The 17,321-nt window shown below is 55.9% G+C and carries 11 protein-coding genes; 5 read left to right on the top strand and 6 right to left on the bottom strand.

Annotated elements, in window-relative coordinates:
- The first annotated feature begins 134 nt into the window (after positions 1–134).
- The 4 genes from GE027_RS10625 (at position 135) to GE027_RS10610 (ending at position 5,114) form a co-directional block, all read left to right on the top strand.
- Entirely contained in the window at positions 135–1,076 is a 942-nt protein-coding gene (locus GE027_RS10625) for a hypothetical protein (RefSeq protein WP_153557171.1), read from the top strand.
- Positions 1,077–1,793: 717 nt separating this feature from the next.
- Complete coding sequence (locus GE027_RS23735) at positions 1,794–2,207, top strand: transposase (protein ID WP_162006674.1); 414 nt, start codon at positions 1,794–1,796, stop codon at positions 2,205–2,207.
- A complete protein-coding gene (locus GE027_RS10615) occupies positions 2,182–3,993 on the top strand; it encodes a glycosyltransferase family 39 protein (RefSeq protein ID WP_153557170.1) in 1,812 nt (603 codons plus the stop codon). The genes GE027_RS23735 and GE027_RS10615 overlap by 26 nt, the downstream gene beginning before the upstream one ends.
- 386 nt (positions 3,994–4,379) lie before the next feature.
- Complete coding sequence (locus GE027_RS10610) at positions 4,380–5,114, top strand: glycosyltransferase family 2 protein (RefSeq protein WP_153557169.1); 735 nt, start codon at positions 4,380–4,382, stop codon at positions 5,112–5,114.
- Positions 5,115–5,282: 168 nt separating this feature from the next.
- On the opposite strand, the gene GE027_RS10605 is transcribed toward GE027_RS10610, so the two are convergent.
- The 6 genes from GE027_RS10605 to GE027_RS10580 form a co-directional block, all read right to left on the bottom strand.
- Positions 5,283–6,977, bottom strand: coding sequence for a DUF1573 domain-containing protein (locus GE027_RS10605; RefSeq protein ID WP_153557168.1), 1,695 nt, complete (start codon positions 6,975–6,977; stop codon positions 5,283–5,285).
- Positions 6,978–7,107: 130 nt separating this feature from the next.
- Positions 7,108–8,163: a hypothetical protein gene (locus tag GE027_RS10600; protein WP_153557167.1), complete on the bottom strand. Its 1,056-nt coding sequence runs from the start codon at positions 8,161–8,163 to the stop codon at positions 7,108–7,110.
- Positions 8,164–9,201: 1,038 nt separating this feature from the next.
- Positions 9,202–10,104, bottom strand: coding sequence for a hypothetical protein (locus tag GE027_RS10595; RefSeq protein ID WP_153557166.1), 903 nt, complete (start codon positions 10,102–10,104; stop codon positions 9,202–9,204).
- 97 nt (positions 10,105–10,201) lie between these two features.
- Entirely contained in the window at positions 10,202–11,647 is a 1,446-nt protein-coding gene (locus GE027_RS10590) for an ArnT family glycosyltransferase (protein ID WP_162006673.1), read from the bottom strand.
- A gap of 584 nt (positions 11,648–12,231) precedes the next feature.
- Entirely contained in the window at positions 12,232–13,695 is a 1,464-nt protein-coding gene (locus GE027_RS10585) for a DUF1501 domain-containing protein (RefSeq protein WP_153557164.1), read from the bottom strand.
- 8 nt (positions 13,696–13,703) lie between these two features.
- The gene (locus GE027_RS10580; protein ID WP_153557163.1) at positions 13,704–16,262 is read right to left on the bottom strand and encodes a PSD1 and planctomycete cytochrome C domain-containing protein; all 2,559 of its coding nucleotides are present in this window, start codon (positions 16,260–16,262) and stop codon (positions 13,704–13,706) included.
- Between the two features lie 218 nt (positions 16,263–16,480).
- On the opposite strand from GE027_RS10580, the gene GE027_RS10575 reads away from it, so the two are divergent.
- Positions 16,481–17,314 carry an amidohydrolase family protein gene (locus tag GE027_RS10575; RefSeq protein WP_153557162.1) on the top strand — a complete coding sequence of 278 codons (834 nt, stop codon included), beginning with the start codon at positions 16,481–16,483 and terminating at the stop codon, positions 17,312–17,314.
- Positions 17,315–17,321 lie beyond the last annotated feature (7 nt).

Here is a 17,321-nt window from a genome sequence, read left to right as displayed (position 1 = left end):
CGACGCAAATACTGGGATGTGCATTGGAACGTGCAGCTAGGTTCGCTTTTATATCCCAAAGTCGCTTGAGAACTAAACCGCCTGCGCCTGCTGGGCGGTTTGCGAGATAGGCAAATTGAGGCAGAGGTGACGCATTGCTTAACTGGGTCAAATGTTTTTTTTTGTTGGGTATGTGTGGTTTCGCTCTGCCGGTGAGCTCACAGGAGCCTGAGGTGGACCAGGCTGCCCTGACAGAGCTAAAGTCTTCTTGGAAACAGCTGCGCGAGAAATACCAAAATTTTCGAGCTGAAATCACCGACCATGCAGTTGCCAAGGGAAAGCAAGTTACACTGAAGGTCGTCGTCAAATCGCGAGGCGAGCAACACGCCACTGAAGACACAACCTACCTCAGGCATGATTTTCAGCCTAGGTCGCTTAACACACGCAAGGTGCGGGGACAAAACAGTAGCTACCATTTCGCCTTATCGGGGCGGAGCGAGCCAGGGTCTTTTCAGCTTGAGAAGTATGTTCAGTCGGGATCTCTGGAGTCAAGTACCGAAGAGAACCCTAGAACACTAACCTCAGACTACATTTACCCCCTGAGGGCGGGTGCTACGCCGGTTGATACCTTAGTCGAAAATTGCGAGATCGTCAGCCTGCAGCGTCACGACATTGATAGCGATAAAAAGCTTTGGCAGCTTGAGTTACGAACTCGGGACATTAGCAGCGCGCCGCCAGACGCACTCACAATCGCGTCTTCGAAGTTCATCCTTGATGCGGACAACGATTGGAGCATTGTCAACTACTCTCTTAAGTATGTCGGGGAGGATTCGGTTGATGGCACAAAGACGTATCTTCGGCAAGGTTCGGATTCCCTCCCAGGCGTCGAGACTAGGGGAAAGGAGTCACACGGCCGAACTGTTTCATTCGATAAATTTGAGTTTACCGAAGTTCCATATGAAGAGTTTGAGCTAGCCTATTATGGCCTCACGCCACCTTCTGGCTCCACCTGGAGGCGTTTCGCGGCCTTGACCGGAGCATTTGTTCTGCTTGCTGTTGGTTTTTACTTGACCTATCGAGCGCGGTCGGTGAGTTAAACAATTCGAACTTGTTTCGGACTGAGTAGCCGGTACTTCAGGCTGTTCGATGGCTTTCCTATGGGCAGGTTTCGCTCCACGACACGGGTTTAGATCAGTCCATAGCGCTGAGTCTTTTTCCTAAGCACGTGAGCGGGTGTATTTTCATGAATTCGTTAAACGGCTTGCAGGCATAGTCCAATGGGGAATCTTTACGCATTTGCTAGCAAGCAGTCTGATGATCAGATGCCTTACGCATGGCGATTTCCTCGCGGTATGGGTTGGAGAAGATCCGTGAGCGAGGGGCCAGCAAGTGTGTTCGCTCAGGTCGAAAACCAGCAACCGCGCGAGCGTTTGATTGCCCTCTGGAGGGAGCACCCCATCACTACACGCGGATGCGGGGGCATGCCATCGTCGTAAGCGACGCGCGTTGCGCTCGGAGAATCAATCTAAGCTGGAAGCGATTCCAACGCAGTCTCCGTAAAAAAGGGGACTAATGATCAATCCGCGTCTTGCCGAAGACGAGTTCGCTGGATTGCCTTCTGGGCCCCGCTAGATGTTGTGCATTTCGATGAGGCGGGCTTCTCGCTCAAAGGAGTGGTTCCCTACGCTTGGCTTTGAGTACCCAAACGAAACCACGCAAGCGTATCCGCACAAAGGTTACGTCAACGCCCAAACGGTCATCGCGATCATGGACGACGCATGCGAGACGATTGAACAATCGAACAAACAACCGTTGTGATCTTCGACAACGCCTTTTGTCACACTGGCAGCGTTTTCAGGCCGTCTCTGGAGCGTTGGGCGGAGCGAGGTCTGCTTACCTACCATCTTTCGCCGTATAGCTCCGAACTCAATTCGATCGAACGCTTTTGGAGAAAGCTGAAATACGAACCGATGCCCGCCGAAGCGAGGGAACGATTCACGACCCTGCTGCAAACCCTGACAACCAAGCCGTGCGCGATTGGTGAAGTCTCGGGCATGCCGTCTACACAAAGTTACGCCGCGCAATTCATGCACACGTGCTTGTGGCAACGGCTAACTCGACAGTGCCTAGCTGGACGGCCTCGATTGGAGCCTACTACGGTGGCCTCATGGCTGATTGACCAATTTTCCGATATAGAGGCCAATGGATTTGGTGGCAGGTATTCTTGATATGTTCCATCTCTATCGCAGGCGTTCGATCCATTTATTCATGCTTATTGCCGTCCACGCTTGCCTGCTGGGCTACGGCGCATGGGTTCATGGGCCTGGAGTGGATGAAGTGGGCCACCTCCCAGCGGGCTTAAGCTTCTGGCAAACCGGCGACACGACGCTTTACAGAGTCAATCCGCCATTGGCAAGGGTCGTTGCCACGTGGCCACTATCACTTTGCGAGTGGCCTCGCATCGATGCGAAAACTGCAGAGGGGTCAACCGAGAGACCTGAATTTTTTGCAGGAAGCATGCTCTGGACGCGATACGGACGAGATGCCTTTTGGTATTTAACCGTTGCCCGCCTAGCAAGCGTGCTGTGGAGCGTTTTGGCACTCACCGTGATATTTGTTTGGGGCAACCGGCTTTATCAAGGAGGAGCGGGTACCTTCTGCGCCGCAATCTGGAGCTTTTCGCCCCTGGTGCTAACCAATGCCCAGATGATTACGCCCGATACCTGCGCCGCGGCTCTTGGATTGTGTGCAGTCTACGGATTTTTAAATTGGCTACGGAAACCTTGTCTTCTAGCAACCTATCTCGCAGGCCTGCTGCTTGGACTAGCCGAATTATCCAAGTTCACTTGGGTGATTCTGCCCGGAGTATGGGTGATGTTGTGGACCGCAACATGTTTCCGGCGAAGAAAAGAATTGAGCAAGAAAGAGGTTCTGCGACAAACGTTCTTGCTCGTTATTTTACATGCGATCGCGTTGGCCGTGCTCAATCTTGGTTATGGCTTTGAGGGCACATTGACAAGACTTGGTGGTCATAAATTTGTGAGCGCCTCGCTACGAGGCAACGCGGCTGATGGTCATTATGGAAACCGTTTTTCTTCTAGTATAATTGGCGCCGTTCCCACCCCCTTACCAAGCAATTATGTGTTGGGTATCGATCGACAAAAACTTGACTTTGAAGGAGGATACAAATCCTATCTTCGCGGGAAATGGCGAAACAGAGGCTGGTGGTACTACTACGCATACGGCATGCTGGTTAAAGAGCCGTTAGGATTTGTTGTATTGTTTTTGGCAGCAATAGCTATTACTATACGCAGCAAATTGAGCAGCGAAGAAGTGGTCCTGCTCGCTCCATCGGCCGTCTTATTTTTGCTAGTAAGCTCACAAACGGGTTTCAACCATCACCTGCGTTACGTGCTGCCCGCCTATCCGATGGTGATTGTTTGGATGGGGAAAGTATGGCAATACTGTGGCAATCGCCAGAAGCTGCGTTATGCCGTGCTGTGCTTGGTGCTGTTTTCAATTTCGCGGAGCATGTGGGTTTACCCGCACAGCCACGCCTTCTTTAGCTTGCTGATTGGTGGCTCGCACTACGGGCAATACCATTTGTCCGACAGTAATATCGATTGGGGGCAGGACATCCTATTGCTGTCAAGGTGGTCAGCGTCAAATCCCGACAAGCCACTCGACGGAATTGCGTATTCCTTAGATTTACTTGATCTATCAAGGCTGGGACTAACCAAGGAAAAGCCTCCGAGGGGTTACGTCGCTAGCGCGGACGCCCTCAGTTCCGAGGGTTTAGATCGCACGAAATTCGGACCTAAGCCTGGCCGGTATGCGATTTTTGCCCGGAACTTAATTGAACACTCTAGCGGCTATGAGTACTTCAGGGAATTCGAGGTCAAAGAAATCCTTGGATACACCATCTATATATACGAGTTGAATGAACAGGATGTTGCCAACTACTGGGAGAGGCGGCTAACGCAAAAACAAGAAAATGTTCCGGACATCGATTGAATCAGATTTTAGCGACAGTTCAAAAAGGGCCCATCACCGCGTTTTGCCTCAGCTGAACATATTGCGTTATCCGGGTGCTAAGTTTGATGCGATGGCCGTGCCCACATCGCGGACCTACCGGCTTACGGTTATCACTACATCCTGGGCGCGAAACCAGGTGGCCACGCACTTCGGTATGATGCCGTAATCGAAGCAGGCGACAACGATCGACTGCATGCGGTTACGACCAAATGACAGCACGGCTGGACGGGTGCGATTTGTTGTTCCGCGATACGCAATCGCGTAGACTATGGGCCGTTATCAAAATCGATTGAAGGAACGCCACAACGCCTAGAACTTCCGACACTGTTATAGCCAACCGCCCTTGAGATTCGACAAAACTAATTATGTCCTATGCCTCACCGAAATTACAGACCGCGGAATTGTCGATTGTCGTGCCGTGCTACAACGAACAGCAAACCGTCGTCAAGCTGCTGGATTGCCTTCGGGAGATACTGCCCGACGCCGAAATAATCGTTGTCGACGACGCATCGACGGATTGCTCTTTAGAACTGATCCGAGAAGTCCAGTCTACGCTGGATTTAAAGGTTATATCTCTAAAAGAAAACGGAGGCAAAGGCACCGCCGTGCGAACGGGCCTGCAATCAGCGAGCCGTGGGTGGGTAGTGATCCAAGATGCTGACCTGGAATACGATCCACAGGACTTGCGAGAAATGCTAACAGCGGCCCAACAGGGCTCATTGCCAGCGGTCTACGGGTCGCGGTACCTGGGCCGCGGCCGCGCAACCGGCGGAGCGGTCCTCAATTTCTGGGGCGTCAAAATATTAGCCCTGCTTTCCTACCTGCTATTCGGCAAGTGGCTTACCGACCCACACACCTGCTATAAAATGGTGCAACGAGATCTCATGGACACCCTGAATCTGCGAAGCACTGGGTTTGAGTTGTGTGCTGAAATAAACAGTAAGTTACTTCGTCATGGAACGCCAATTGTCGAAATACCAATTAGCTACCAGCCCCGGGATCACGCAGCGGGAAAGAAAATTGTCTTAGCCGATTTCTTCAGGAGTGCACTGACCTATCTGGAATGTCGTTTTTCGATTGATAACCGAACCCCCAAATAGCAATCGCATTAGAATTGTCTGCGTTATCACACCACCGATCTGAAACGACCGAGCATTTAGGATGTGTCGTGAATGAGCTTCCAGCACGACGCATTTCCCGCTTTCTGCTGCCTGGTCGTCATGTTGACCAGACACCCTGCCAGATCCAGGATGTTTACGACTGCCGCGTTATGGCCCTACACTTCCAAGGGAATGAACAGGAATGCTGATCTTCTCCTTGCCACCAGCTAGCTTCAACACAACATACGCCGCTTCTTCCCCCGAATACTGGATGTCATTCAAGGTAAGCCTCACCTGGCCTGAATCGCCTGTGACATGAGGGCGAAAACTCAAACTGGCGGCCCCGGACCTGGTAACCTGAAGTGATTCGAGCCCCCCAACCAAAGACGATATTCGAATCTGAGGCGGACCATACTGATCGTCACTAAGGACCAAAACCTCTGGCGAAACCGACACGGCCGGGGCAAAATCGCCGTGGACGTTTACGATATATGACAACAAGCCCATTTTCGGGTGATCGACGACACTCGATATCCGCAGCTTCGACGTAAAGACACCAATCTCTGATTGAGGACTGCAAGATACTTCCAACCGCAAAGTCCCCGACTCTGAGATCACCTGCGGGTCAAGGAGCTTGACATGCACGGTGTCATGCCCACTAAGGGTTTCGGCGCGCACGGGTAGAGGGGGGCCTTCATAATCGACAACTGCAAGCTCGAATATCTGCCTCGACTTACGCCCGAGAGGATAGCTCGCAGTTTGGAACTGTGTTGGCTCCAACCGACTGGTTTGCACCCCCTCGTAATTAATCGTCACAGCAAACTCTCGGCCGTCCTGGGGGATCACCGCGAGGTTCAATGCGGTGACACCGACACTTTCAACCAATATTTCTACAGGGATCGTTATCTCCTCACCGGGTGCTACACGGCGTTCGAAGTCTAATGGCGTCATGCAACTACACCCCCCCAGAACTTGATCAATAAGAACCATCTCGTCACTGCTGTTTCGAACCGCGACGGCGACGGTCTGTGTCGTTCCCAGGGGAACCGCGCCCATGGAAACGGCCCGCTGGACAGGCTCCAACCCTCTGCCTTCCGGTACAATCAAGATCATGACGATCACACCCACGCCGATCAGGATGCCGGTCCCTACCACGACCCGGACAACTTTTTGACGCGTCTCACGTTTTATCCCCGGTAACATTAACTTGGCTCGCCCTGCAAAGGCCCCTATCAGAGCGAGCAAAAGCAGTAGAGGCGCGAAAAAGTAGGAAGAAATTGCATAAGTGATCGCACCGAATACAAAGTCAAATACCGTCGGATCCACGACACGCCTCACCGCGTATGGTGACCCCACGACCAGCACAGGGACATCCGCAAAACGTGCATCAGCATACTGCACCCGTTCCACCCTGCCACCGCCCGCAGTATCAATAATTTGCATCGAATCCTTGTCCCCGCCCAGAACCACGACAAAGTGAGCGTACGGTTTTCCTGGCAGAGGAATCGCCGCGATTGCAGCCGCTCCGGTATGCCAGCCCTGGAGAGACGAAGCAATCTGTTGCATCTCGCTGGTGCTAACGGCTATCGCGGCACATTCCAGCCCATTAGACTCGAACAGCCCCCGCAGCTGAATAAGCGAAGTCTGATCTTGATAGTCTAGAGCCCGATCTACCGATTCAATTGACTTCTCGAACCCCAGCCGTTGAAAGACGAGATATGCAGAATCTCTGCCGCACTTAACATTGGGAAGGCTCGTTTGCGCAAAACCAACACTGCTTTGAAGACCCACCAACAGGCCGAGGAGCCAGCACGTCAGAGACGCAAGTGGAAAATTTCGAGTAGGCTTGCTAATCACCACCATAGAAATGCCCAAAGTTCTTCCGGACTAACTGTTTAATCGACACCCTCTACAAAACATCGCAACCACTTTCGCCAACACACCCAGCGGCCCAACTACAATCTGGCTGATAGCCATCTCTGCCGCCTGCGGTTCACCGTGATTTCTGCCTTTTGATGAACAAAAAACACACTACACCTAGCACTGCTACGACATTAACCAGAACGATCCATGCTCGAGCCGTACCGCCAAACCGTGCGGCACCTGTCGATTGCGCAAGCCGCAATATCTGTGCTCTTTCCATCTCCCGAACATCCGAAGGTATTTGAATCCTGACCCCGCGAGCCATGTCATAACCGCTGCTACCAGGGGGCCAGTCGGGGACCCAGGTTTCTCGATGCTCGCTCGCGTTCAGTCGCCGAACTTCGGTCACCGAGAACGTGTAATCCAGCGACTCATCGCCTGACACATTGGTCTCATGGTAGGTGCCGCCCAACGGATAGGCCCCCTTTGAATCACTTCCGATCTCCGTCACTTCAAACGCGACGTAGCGTACTGCCGGATCGCTCTGCTTTTGCGCGACATACTCCACGATAATGCACTCGGGCAACGCTACCCCCACTTGATACTCCACTCCTAAATCCGGATTGGAATACGCAAGTAAAACCACATCTCGGCCGGAAACGCGGTTTTCAGCGACCTCAACAATTCGAATATCATACGACGAAAAGTTCTTCTTATAGAACGTTCGATGGTGATCTAAATACCGAGGAACCCCTAGCAAATCCGTTACTAACACCTCATCGAACACATTTTTTTGGTAGTGCACAACTTGTTCGGTTGGCCAACTCGTCGCAGCATGCTGGGCTCCTTCTCCGTAATTCCTGCTAAACTTTGCGAACTGCTGTCCGTTAAACGCGTAATACTCGACCAGCAACTCCTCTCCGTCCAATTCCTCGACACTCAGATATTTCTCCCACTTCCGCCACGGAGCTCGCTCGCCAGCGCCATTGCTGCGCAAGACCGAGAAGATGTTAGTGCTGATTTCCGCCCCATCTCCCTCAGGCTGCATTGTCGCCTGATAGGAAAAGGCAGTGTCTAGATAGCTCTGCTGTTGCTGCTCGACCCCGGCTGATATGACCTTCGGTGTCAGCCCATGTTGAGCCGGCTGAGGTTCTGTGAAAATAAAGCAAATGTATAGTGGCCACATAACACCGATGAACCTGAGTTGTAAGCAATTGCAGCGGCTAGCTAGCAGCACCCTCCCAAAACAAGGCTTGCTTGCCCCATCACAGATGGACCCGCCTGACAGTTGGAGAATTGAACCGCTACCTGCTTAGCGACGAAACTTTAAAAAACACCTTGGCTGAGTGCCACGACTGGCGCCGTGGCAGAACGTGTTCTCGGAGTTACCGCATGCGATGTTGCGACTTAGCCCCTCCGCCGCATGAGGCCCCCAATACCTAATTAGTTATCGCAGTCAGGATACGTTCCACAGGCAGTCGAATCCACAGTGCCACCGCACGTCCCATTTGCCGAGCATGCTGTCTCCGAACCTGGGCAGTTCGATGTTTTAGCAACACAGTCGAACCCGTAGGCAGTAATCTTGGTGCACCCGCGGTGCGGCTGGCCACCAGGACACCATGCCGGTTGGCCGCACGATGCACCAACCGCCGTGCCAGGAGGACAAGCGATCAGTCCAGGACGCGCCTTACCATTCGCAGCACACTTACCAAAGGGCTGGTCTTCACAATCCATGTCGTACCCGCGCCCGACAACAGCCTCCTGCTCTGCGACGGTCAACTCGCGAAAGTCCCCCCTCGTCGCCGTGGCAACGGAATAATACGACACGACACAGGCAATCGATAGACACAACAGGTTTCGAAGCATTTCTGACTCTCCATCATACATAGACGACGTAAACATAGCACGCCCGTATCCGAAACGAGCATGTGTCGAGCAACCTAAGGCATCGCCCCCCCCGTGTCAATTTTTTATTCGGACCGTGACAAGAGAGTTTGTTGCGCAAGCCGACGCCGCTTCACGTCCAATCCTGCTTTCGCCACGGCTGCAATTGTATTTTCGTTGAGAAAAAGGCCCAAGGAAAAGCTGGCAACGACAACCTTTGGTGGTGGTGATCAGCCGCGGCGAGACCTGACGCAAACGCAGAATGGTAATTCCTAACGACATGCTCCGAAAAATCCATCGACTGGTACCTGTTTACAGAAACCCCGGATCGCCCCATCGTTCACCGGGACTTGCCTGAGTGATCTCCGGCGAACAGCGTTTCCAGAAACTCGTCGGCAGCCTGGCCATCGCTAGCACGGGTAATCCTACCCTCATCGATCTCAAAAACCGCCGGACTTGCAACAAACGGAGCCGCCTGCTCCCACTTCAATACGCCCGTTGGTTCAGCACGATTTTGGATCGTGTCCAGAGAAAACGGCCAATCGTTTTCCCCGGCCACAAACAAGACCGTACGCTCGCCCGGACGATGACGCTGCGGATCTTTAAAATGCGTTTCCAAAACTAATTTACAGTGCTCACAGTCGCGGCGAATGACAACCGCAAGCCAGCTTCCGGACTCTAACACTTCAAGCTGGGGATGCCTGCTAGAATCCAGTGGCCACAGGCGACCGACAAGCTGGCCGGCAAGCAAGAATTTCAGCGGATCCGTTCGATCGACCGTCGTTAGTCGGTAATTCACATATGCGGCACCCCCAATACCAAGCACGCCAGCAAGAATAAGAACAACGGATGTCGTGGGTTGCCTGGCTGTAGGAGCGACGGGGCGAAACGCTAGACACAGGCACAGCACACCCACATCCACGACTAAACTCGCAACCGGGGGAACTTTTCCACCGAAGCAATTACAACTGACTCCACTAAACTGCGCATAAGCGGCCACAAGAAACAGCCCAGAGAACAGGGATACAGTAACCGCCCAGGAAGCACGCACCCCCAACCCCGCAATGCTTATAGCGCAGGCAAACTCAACAAAAACCACTCCCAGCAGCACGGCAGGGAATGACAGTAGGCCTCCCATCGAAACAAACTCAGGCGCATACAACGCTTTACTTACCGCCGCGGCCAACAGGATGGTAACCGGTATCCAACGCAGGAGATGCCAAGCCGGCCTCTTGTCATTCATTAGCAATTCCTATCGGGTTGCGAAGTATTGAGTCCTTCGCAGGGAAGGCACCTGCAAGAAGCGGGCTTCCGCCTGTCGCTACGACGATCCGTTAAAACTACCTTTGCGGCTCATTAGCAGAAGGCGGAGCGATTTCTGGGGCGTCTGTAATTTGGAATACAGAGGTAGTCACGGACAGCCTCTCAGTTGGCGAATGCTTGCGAAACCAGCGATTTTCGTTTCTCAGCAGGGGATATTGAGTAACGATCCACCACCCAGAGCGAGTGGGCCCCTCCGGCGTGACAAAGCCGCGTCCATCAACCGCCTCCATCCCTAACATCTTAAAATCTGTGCGCACGTCGTAAACCATGTAAACGGGGCGTTTACCTGGGTTGGCTTCGATCCATCGCTTTGCCGTCAGCAAATCCTGCCCCCAGTCGAGATTGCTATCTCCAATGTACTTCCAGCCGTTTTCGCTGCCACCGATTGCTTCCGTAAAGAAAGAATAGGTGCGTGGCATGGCCGACAAACTGCTGACGGCATACCAGCAGGCAAGCCCTACGCAAACCGAAGCCAGAGGGCGGCTAATCCGTGACAAGGGTGCCGCTACTAGCAGATACAGACAAGGAAAAAAGGGGAGCACGTAGCGTAAGTGATGATTGAAGCCTGTTTGGCAGCTAACAAACACGAACATCGTTATGCCGGGCGCGAAAACAAGCAACTGTGAGACACGGGCCGTCCGACTCTCTGACACACGCGTGCGGCTTACTAACCGCCACCCCCAACCGGCAATCGCAATCACCCAAATTGCCAGCGGCTCTTTCAAAAAAACCGCCACCGCGTAATAGTGCAACCAGCCATGGTCACGCCACCGTCCGAGGAAGTACGAATCCATCCGACCCTCAAAGTCGCGTTTCTGAATATCAATCCCACGTATGTAGTCAGCCGGCAAAGGAGCGGGTAGCCGGGCTAGCCAAGAACCACGGAATCGATTGGCGGATACTGCGGAAATATCTCCCTCGCTGGTATCGCCCCTCAGCGTTTGACTGACAAATTCAAAATCGCCGAGAGGGCGCAGGACTCCCTGAAACTCATAACCGCCGTGTATGAACAACCAGCACGTGCCAGCAACCACGCCGGTCTGCTTCAGTCGTTTCCCCCAAACCCAGTGCTTTCGGGCCCTGTAGGCATACCACGACGTGAGCCCAACAATAATCGGTGGCAGGATTAGCCAGGAGGCTTTGCTTAGCATTGCCAAGCCACTTGCGATGCCCAGCAAGAAGGCCGACCAGTCGGTGCCTAAACGCAGCCAAATATACAACCGCCAAGCGGCGAGCAAGCCGAATACGGCTGCAGTAACATCCGGGGAAATGGATGCTCCAAAAGTCAGCACCGTGGGGGATAACACCCACAGAGTTGCCGCCAGCGATCCAGACTTTGCTCCATAGAACCGACGCCCGATGTTCCATATTAGATAAGTGCCCAGCAAGGCGACGGGAATCATCGCGGTGCGTGCAAGCGACACCCAGTAAAAGACTCGCTCGCCATGCTGCTGAGCATACACGTGCGAAAGCGTCCACTCTGGCCGTGCTCCGGGCGCCTCTGCTATGTGTACGCCTACAATCCCTCCCCCGGTCATCCAAACGGGAATAGCGCTCCAGATCCTCGCTAGCGGCGGATTCACACTATAGGGTACATAACTACCATACTGGATAGTATACAGGGCACTGGGGAGATGAGACCACTCGTCCCAGCCGGGGCCGGTTTCCCAACTAATAATACCTAGCAAAATTGCCTGCATAATCAGTAGCACGCCAAGATACCACTGGGAAACCCTGGACTTGCTTGTATCCGTGCAGCTCATCATCGTCCGTTATCGTCGGGCAGTTAGCAACGGCTGTCAAATATTGACCAACCTGCCAATCGAGGGCGTTCCACAGCTGATGGCTGTGATAACCAACCCCCACTCGCATTGCAACTTTTTTCCGCGGACAAAACGAAAAACAGCTCCGCTACACGCGGCCCGGCCCTGGCACAGATGCGGGCCCGCTTTGTCGACTCCCCGAGCGCACGACACCCCCGCCCGCTGAAAGCGGACCGCCATGCCTAACGGGCACAACCAGGTCCATCTATCGTCTTCGGCGTCCCTCAGGCGATCACTTCCGGGATCGACTGCGCTCCGGCGACGCCGACCAGGCGTTGATCGAGACCACCATAGAAGTACGTCAGGGCGTTCGGATCGAGGCCCATCAACTGCAGGATTGTGGCGTGCAGGTTCTTGACGTGGAAGCGGTTTTCGACCGCGGCCGCTCCCAGTTCGTCCGTTTTGCCGACGCTGACGCCGCCCTTGGTTCCGCCGCCGGCCATCCACATCGTGAACCCGTAGGCGTTGTGGTCGCGGCCGCTGCCTTCGGCGTACTCGGCCGTGGGCTGACGACCGAACTCACCGCCCCATACGATCAACGTCTCATCCAACATCCCGCGCTGCTTCAGGTCCTTGATCAAGCCCGCGATCGGTTTGTCGGTTTCGGCCGCGTGCAGGTTGTGGTTGCGTTCCATGTCGGTGTGCGCATCCCAGTTGTCGTCGTTGTGCGCTCCGCCGGAATAGATTTGCACAAAGCGCACACCGCGTTCGACCAATCGCCGCGCCATCAAGCACTGCTTGCCGAACGTCGCGCTGGTGGGATCGTTCATGCCGTACATGTCCAGCGTTCGCTGGTCCTCCGAGGCCAGATCCACCGCTTCGGGCGTGGTCGCTTGCATCTGATAGGCCAACTCATAACTGGCGATGCGCGCGTCCAGATCGGTGTTGCCGGTCCGCGCCGCGGCGTGTTGGTCGTTGTAATCGCGCAGCGTATCGAGCAGATTTCGCTGCACCGCGTCGCTGACGCCTTCGGGCCGCTTGAGGTTCAGGATCGGCGTCCCTTTGCTTTTCATCACCGTCGCTTGATAGTGCGCCGGCATGTAACCACTGCTCCAGTTCTTCGCGCCGCTGATCGGCCCACCTCGCGGATCCAGCATGACGACAAACCCGGGCAGGTTCTCATTGACCGTTCCCAGACCGTAATTGACCCAAGACCCCAGGCAGGGACTACCGCTGAGGATCCGGCCACTGTTCATCTGCAGCATCGCCGAACCGTGAATCGGCGAATCGGCGGTCATCGAGTGCAGGAAGGCGATGTCGTCGACGCAGGTTCCCAAATTCGGAAACAGGTCGCTGACCCATTTGCCGCACTGGCCGTACTGTTTGAATTTCCAGCGCGGCTCGACGATCCGGCCCTGGTTGCGATGTCCGCCGCGGCCGAAGGTTTTGACTTCGATCGTCTTGCCGTCCATCCCGATCATCGACGGTTTGTAGTCGAAGGTATCGATATGGCTGGGGCCGCCGTACATGTACAGAAAGATGACGTTCTTGGCCTTGGCCGGCAGCGGTGGTTGTTTGGCCCGCAGCGGATTGACGAACGGCGTGCGGCCGTCGGCCGCGACCGCTTGGCTTTGCAAAAATCCGTCGCCGCCAAGCAGTCCAGCCAGGGCCGTTCCGGTAAAGCCGCAGCCCAGCTCCCACAGCATCTGGCGGCGGGTGCGTCCACAGAATTGATGGTTCTTATCCATGATCGTTCTCAGTCCAGATGCACGAATTCGTTCAGGTTCAAAGCCAACAGGCAAAACAATTCCAGCGACGTCCGCGGATCGCTCGCGTGCCCGTCGCGAAGATCTTCGACAAACGCGATGCCCCGGTCCAGCTCGTCGGCGGTGGGTTCACGCTGGGTCACGCGGCGCAGGACCTCGCCGACCTGCTGGTCCAGCGTCGCATCGGGGGCGTCGTGCAGGATGTCGTCCGCCATGCGGTCGGCGATCTCGCGAGCGTACCGCCCATTCAACAGCCCCAGGGCCTGCGTCGGCTGGGTGGTGGCAAAACGCACCGGGCAGGTGAAATCGGCGTCGGCAGCATCGAAGGCGGCCAGCAGCGGCACCAACAACGAGCGTTTGATATGGATGTACACACTGCGCCGCGCCCGCTCGGCCGGGCTGCTGTCGCCCCAGCCGTGCCCCGGCCGGCTCTGCCCGGCCATCACTTCCGGTTCGATCACCGGATACATACTGGGACCATGCTTGGACAGGTTTAATTGTCCCGACACCGCCAACATCGAATCGCGAATCTCTTCGGCGCTCAACCGTCGCGGATCGAATCGCCAATAGGTGTCGTTGATCGGATCCACGGCAAAAGCCTCGTCCCGCATCGCGGAACTCATCCGATAAGTGCTCGACATGACCAGCATCCGGTGCAGCGGTTTGATGTGCCAGTCGTGCTGGACCAGCCGGCTGGCCAGCCAATCCAGCAGTTCCGGATGCGTCGGCGGGCTACCTTGAAAACCAAAATCATTCGGCGTGCGGACCAGGCCGCGGCCGAAGTGGTACTGCCACAGCCGGTTGGCGGTGACGCGAGCGGTCAGGGGCTGAGCCTCCGGATCGGTGATCCACTGGGCCAGGGCCGTGCGGCGTCCCGAAGTGCCGCCGTGGGGCGGCGGCGAATACTCGGCCTGTTGGCCGCCCAGCACGACCGGGAAGCCCGGCGTCACCGGTTCCGCTTCGGCATGCGGGTTGCCGCGGGTCAACACGAACGTCGGCCGGGCTTCGCTGCCGACCTCGGTCACGCACAGCGCCTTGGCCAATTGCCGAGGCTTGTTGCGTCTCAGTTGGCGCCGGGCCGTCAAGTCTTCGCCGTACTGCTTGACTTCCGCTTCGCTGAACAAGGTTCCGATCCGTGTTTGGGCGATCGCCGGACGGTTCATCTCGTGCGGGTAATCGTCCTTCTCCACGTTCTCCAGCGTCGGCTTCAGCTTTTTCTCGATCGCCTCGATGCGTTTATTCAATTTCGTCAGCTGGCCACGATAGCGATCGACGGCCGCTTGATTGGCCCGGGCATCGGCCGGCGGAGCCAAGGGGCGCAGCGACGCTTGAGCCACCGATTGCGCGCCTCGCACGCCGTAGCGTTGGACGCCTGAAAAGAAGGACAGCATCCGGTAGTAGTCGGCGTGCATGATCGGATCGATCTTGTGTTCGTGGCATCGAGCACAGTTGATCGTCAATCCCAAGAACACTTGACTGGTCGTGGCCACCAGATCGTCCAGATCGTCGTACAACGCCAATTTGGGATCGGCCGGTTCGTCATCCCAAATCCCCAACCGGTAATACCCCGTAGCGATCAACCGTTCGGGACTGTATTCCATCTCGTCGCCGGCTAGCTGTTCGGCGGCGAACCGATCGAAAGGTTTGTCCTGGTTGAACGAGTCGATCACGTAGTCGCGGTACCGCCAGACTTCGGGCTTGGCGTCGTCGCGTTCGTAACTATTGGTTTCCCCATATCGGACCAGGTCCAACCAGTGTCGCCCCCAGCGTTCTCCGTACTCGGGCGAGGCCAACAAGCGATCGACGATTTGTTCATAGGCCTGCGGCGAAGGATCGGCGACAAACCGCTGGACCAATTCCTCCGAGGGCGGCAGCCCGGTCAGGTCGTAGTGCAAGCGGCGAAGCAACGCGACCGGGTCGGCCGGCGGGTTGGGACGCAGATCAGCGTCTTCGCGGCGCGCGGCCACAAAGGCATCGACGGCGTTGGTCATCCAGGCTTTATCGATCGGCGTCGGCGGCACCGGATCACTGAGCGGCTGGAAGGACCAAAACGCCCGGTCGGCGTCGGTGATCCGGGCACCGGGTGCCTCGACCCGTTGTTCGTTCTCATTCCCCAACCGGTCTTCGGGGTAGGGCACGCCCATCGCGACCCAGCGTTCGATGATCGCGATCTGCTCGTCGGGCAGTTTGCCCCGCGGCGGCATCTCGTACCCTTCGTACCGCACCGCTTCGAGCAACGTGCTGAATTCCGGATCTTCGAAATCGACCACCGCGCCCGCTTCCCCGCCGCGAATCAAGCGGCTGCGCGTATCCAGCTGGAACTCGCCCTTGGCCTCTTCCTCGGCGTGGCAGGAAAAACAATGCGTTTCCAGAATCGGCAGGACTTCGTGTTCAAAGAAGGCCGCACCTTCGGCGTCCACCGCCGGCGGTTCGGCTTCCTGCTGGGCCGGTTCCTGCTGGGCCTGAACCGCTGGTCCTCCCAATAGCACAAGGCCGATCCACAGCATCGCTGCACGACGAATCAAACCGAAATCATACACGGTATTCACAAGCAACCCTTCGTCGCCAAACAGGGGGCGGGAAAGAATGAGGTGGGATGAAGGCGGGAGGGGACCGTACCACTAGCCAAAATGCGGACGGAGCTCCTTCGGATCCATTATAAGCCAATAACGGCGGGCCAGTAACCGCGTTTCCGTTAGAGTCAGAAACTTCTAAACTCCCCATACGTCCAACCCCCATTCCGAAAATCGCTTGCCTTACCCGAACCATGCGAATCGATAGCCATCATCATCTCTGGAATTATTCGCCCCAGCAGTACGCCTGGATCGACGAATCGATGTCCCAGCTGCGCCGCGACTTTACTGCCGAGGACCTTGCCGAAACGGTTATGCCGCACGGCGTCACCGGCGTGGTCACCGTGCAGGCCCGTCAGTCGCTCGAGGAGACGCGCTGGTTGCTGGACCGGGCGACGTCGCATTCGCTGATTCGCGGCGTCGTGGGCTGGGTGCCGCTGATGGAGGATGACATCGCCGACACGCTGCAGTCGTTCGCGGACGAAGGCAATCTGAAAGCGGTCCGGCACGTGGTCCAGGACGAACCGGATGAGCAGTTCATCTTGGGCGATGCGTTTAACCGCGGCGTAGCGCTGCTGAAAACACACGACCTGGTGTACGACATCCTGATCTACGCTCGCCAGCTGGAAGCCTCGATCCGCTTCGTCGATCTTCATCCCGACCAGCCGTTCGTCTTGGACCACATCGCCAAACCAACGATCGACGGCCGACGAATGGACCACGCCTGGCAACAGGGCATCCGCGAACTGGCTCGCCGGCCTCATGTGCGGTGCAAGTTTTCCGGTGTCACAACGGAAATCGTCGACCAGGATAACTGGTCGATCGAGACGATCCGTCCGTACTGGGACACGGTGCTGGAGGCGTTTGGTGCCCAGCGGCTGATGTTTGGCAGCGACTGGCCCGTGTGCCTGCTGGGCTCGTCGTACGAACGTTGGATCGAGACGGTGGAGCGATTGGTCGAACCGCTCAGCCCGTCCGAGAAACAGGCGTTCTGGAGCGACAACGCCATCGCCGCTTACCGGCTTTAAAGAACAA

The sequence above is a fragment of the Roseimaritima sediminicola genome (assembly GCF_009618275.1).
In the GTDB taxonomy this organism is placed as follows: Bacteria; Planctomycetota; Planctomycetia; order Pirellulales; family Pirellulaceae; genus Roseimaritima; species Roseimaritima sediminicola.
The sequence above is the reverse complement of the archived record's forward strand: the minus strand, read 5'-3'. Positions and strand labels throughout refer to the sequence as shown.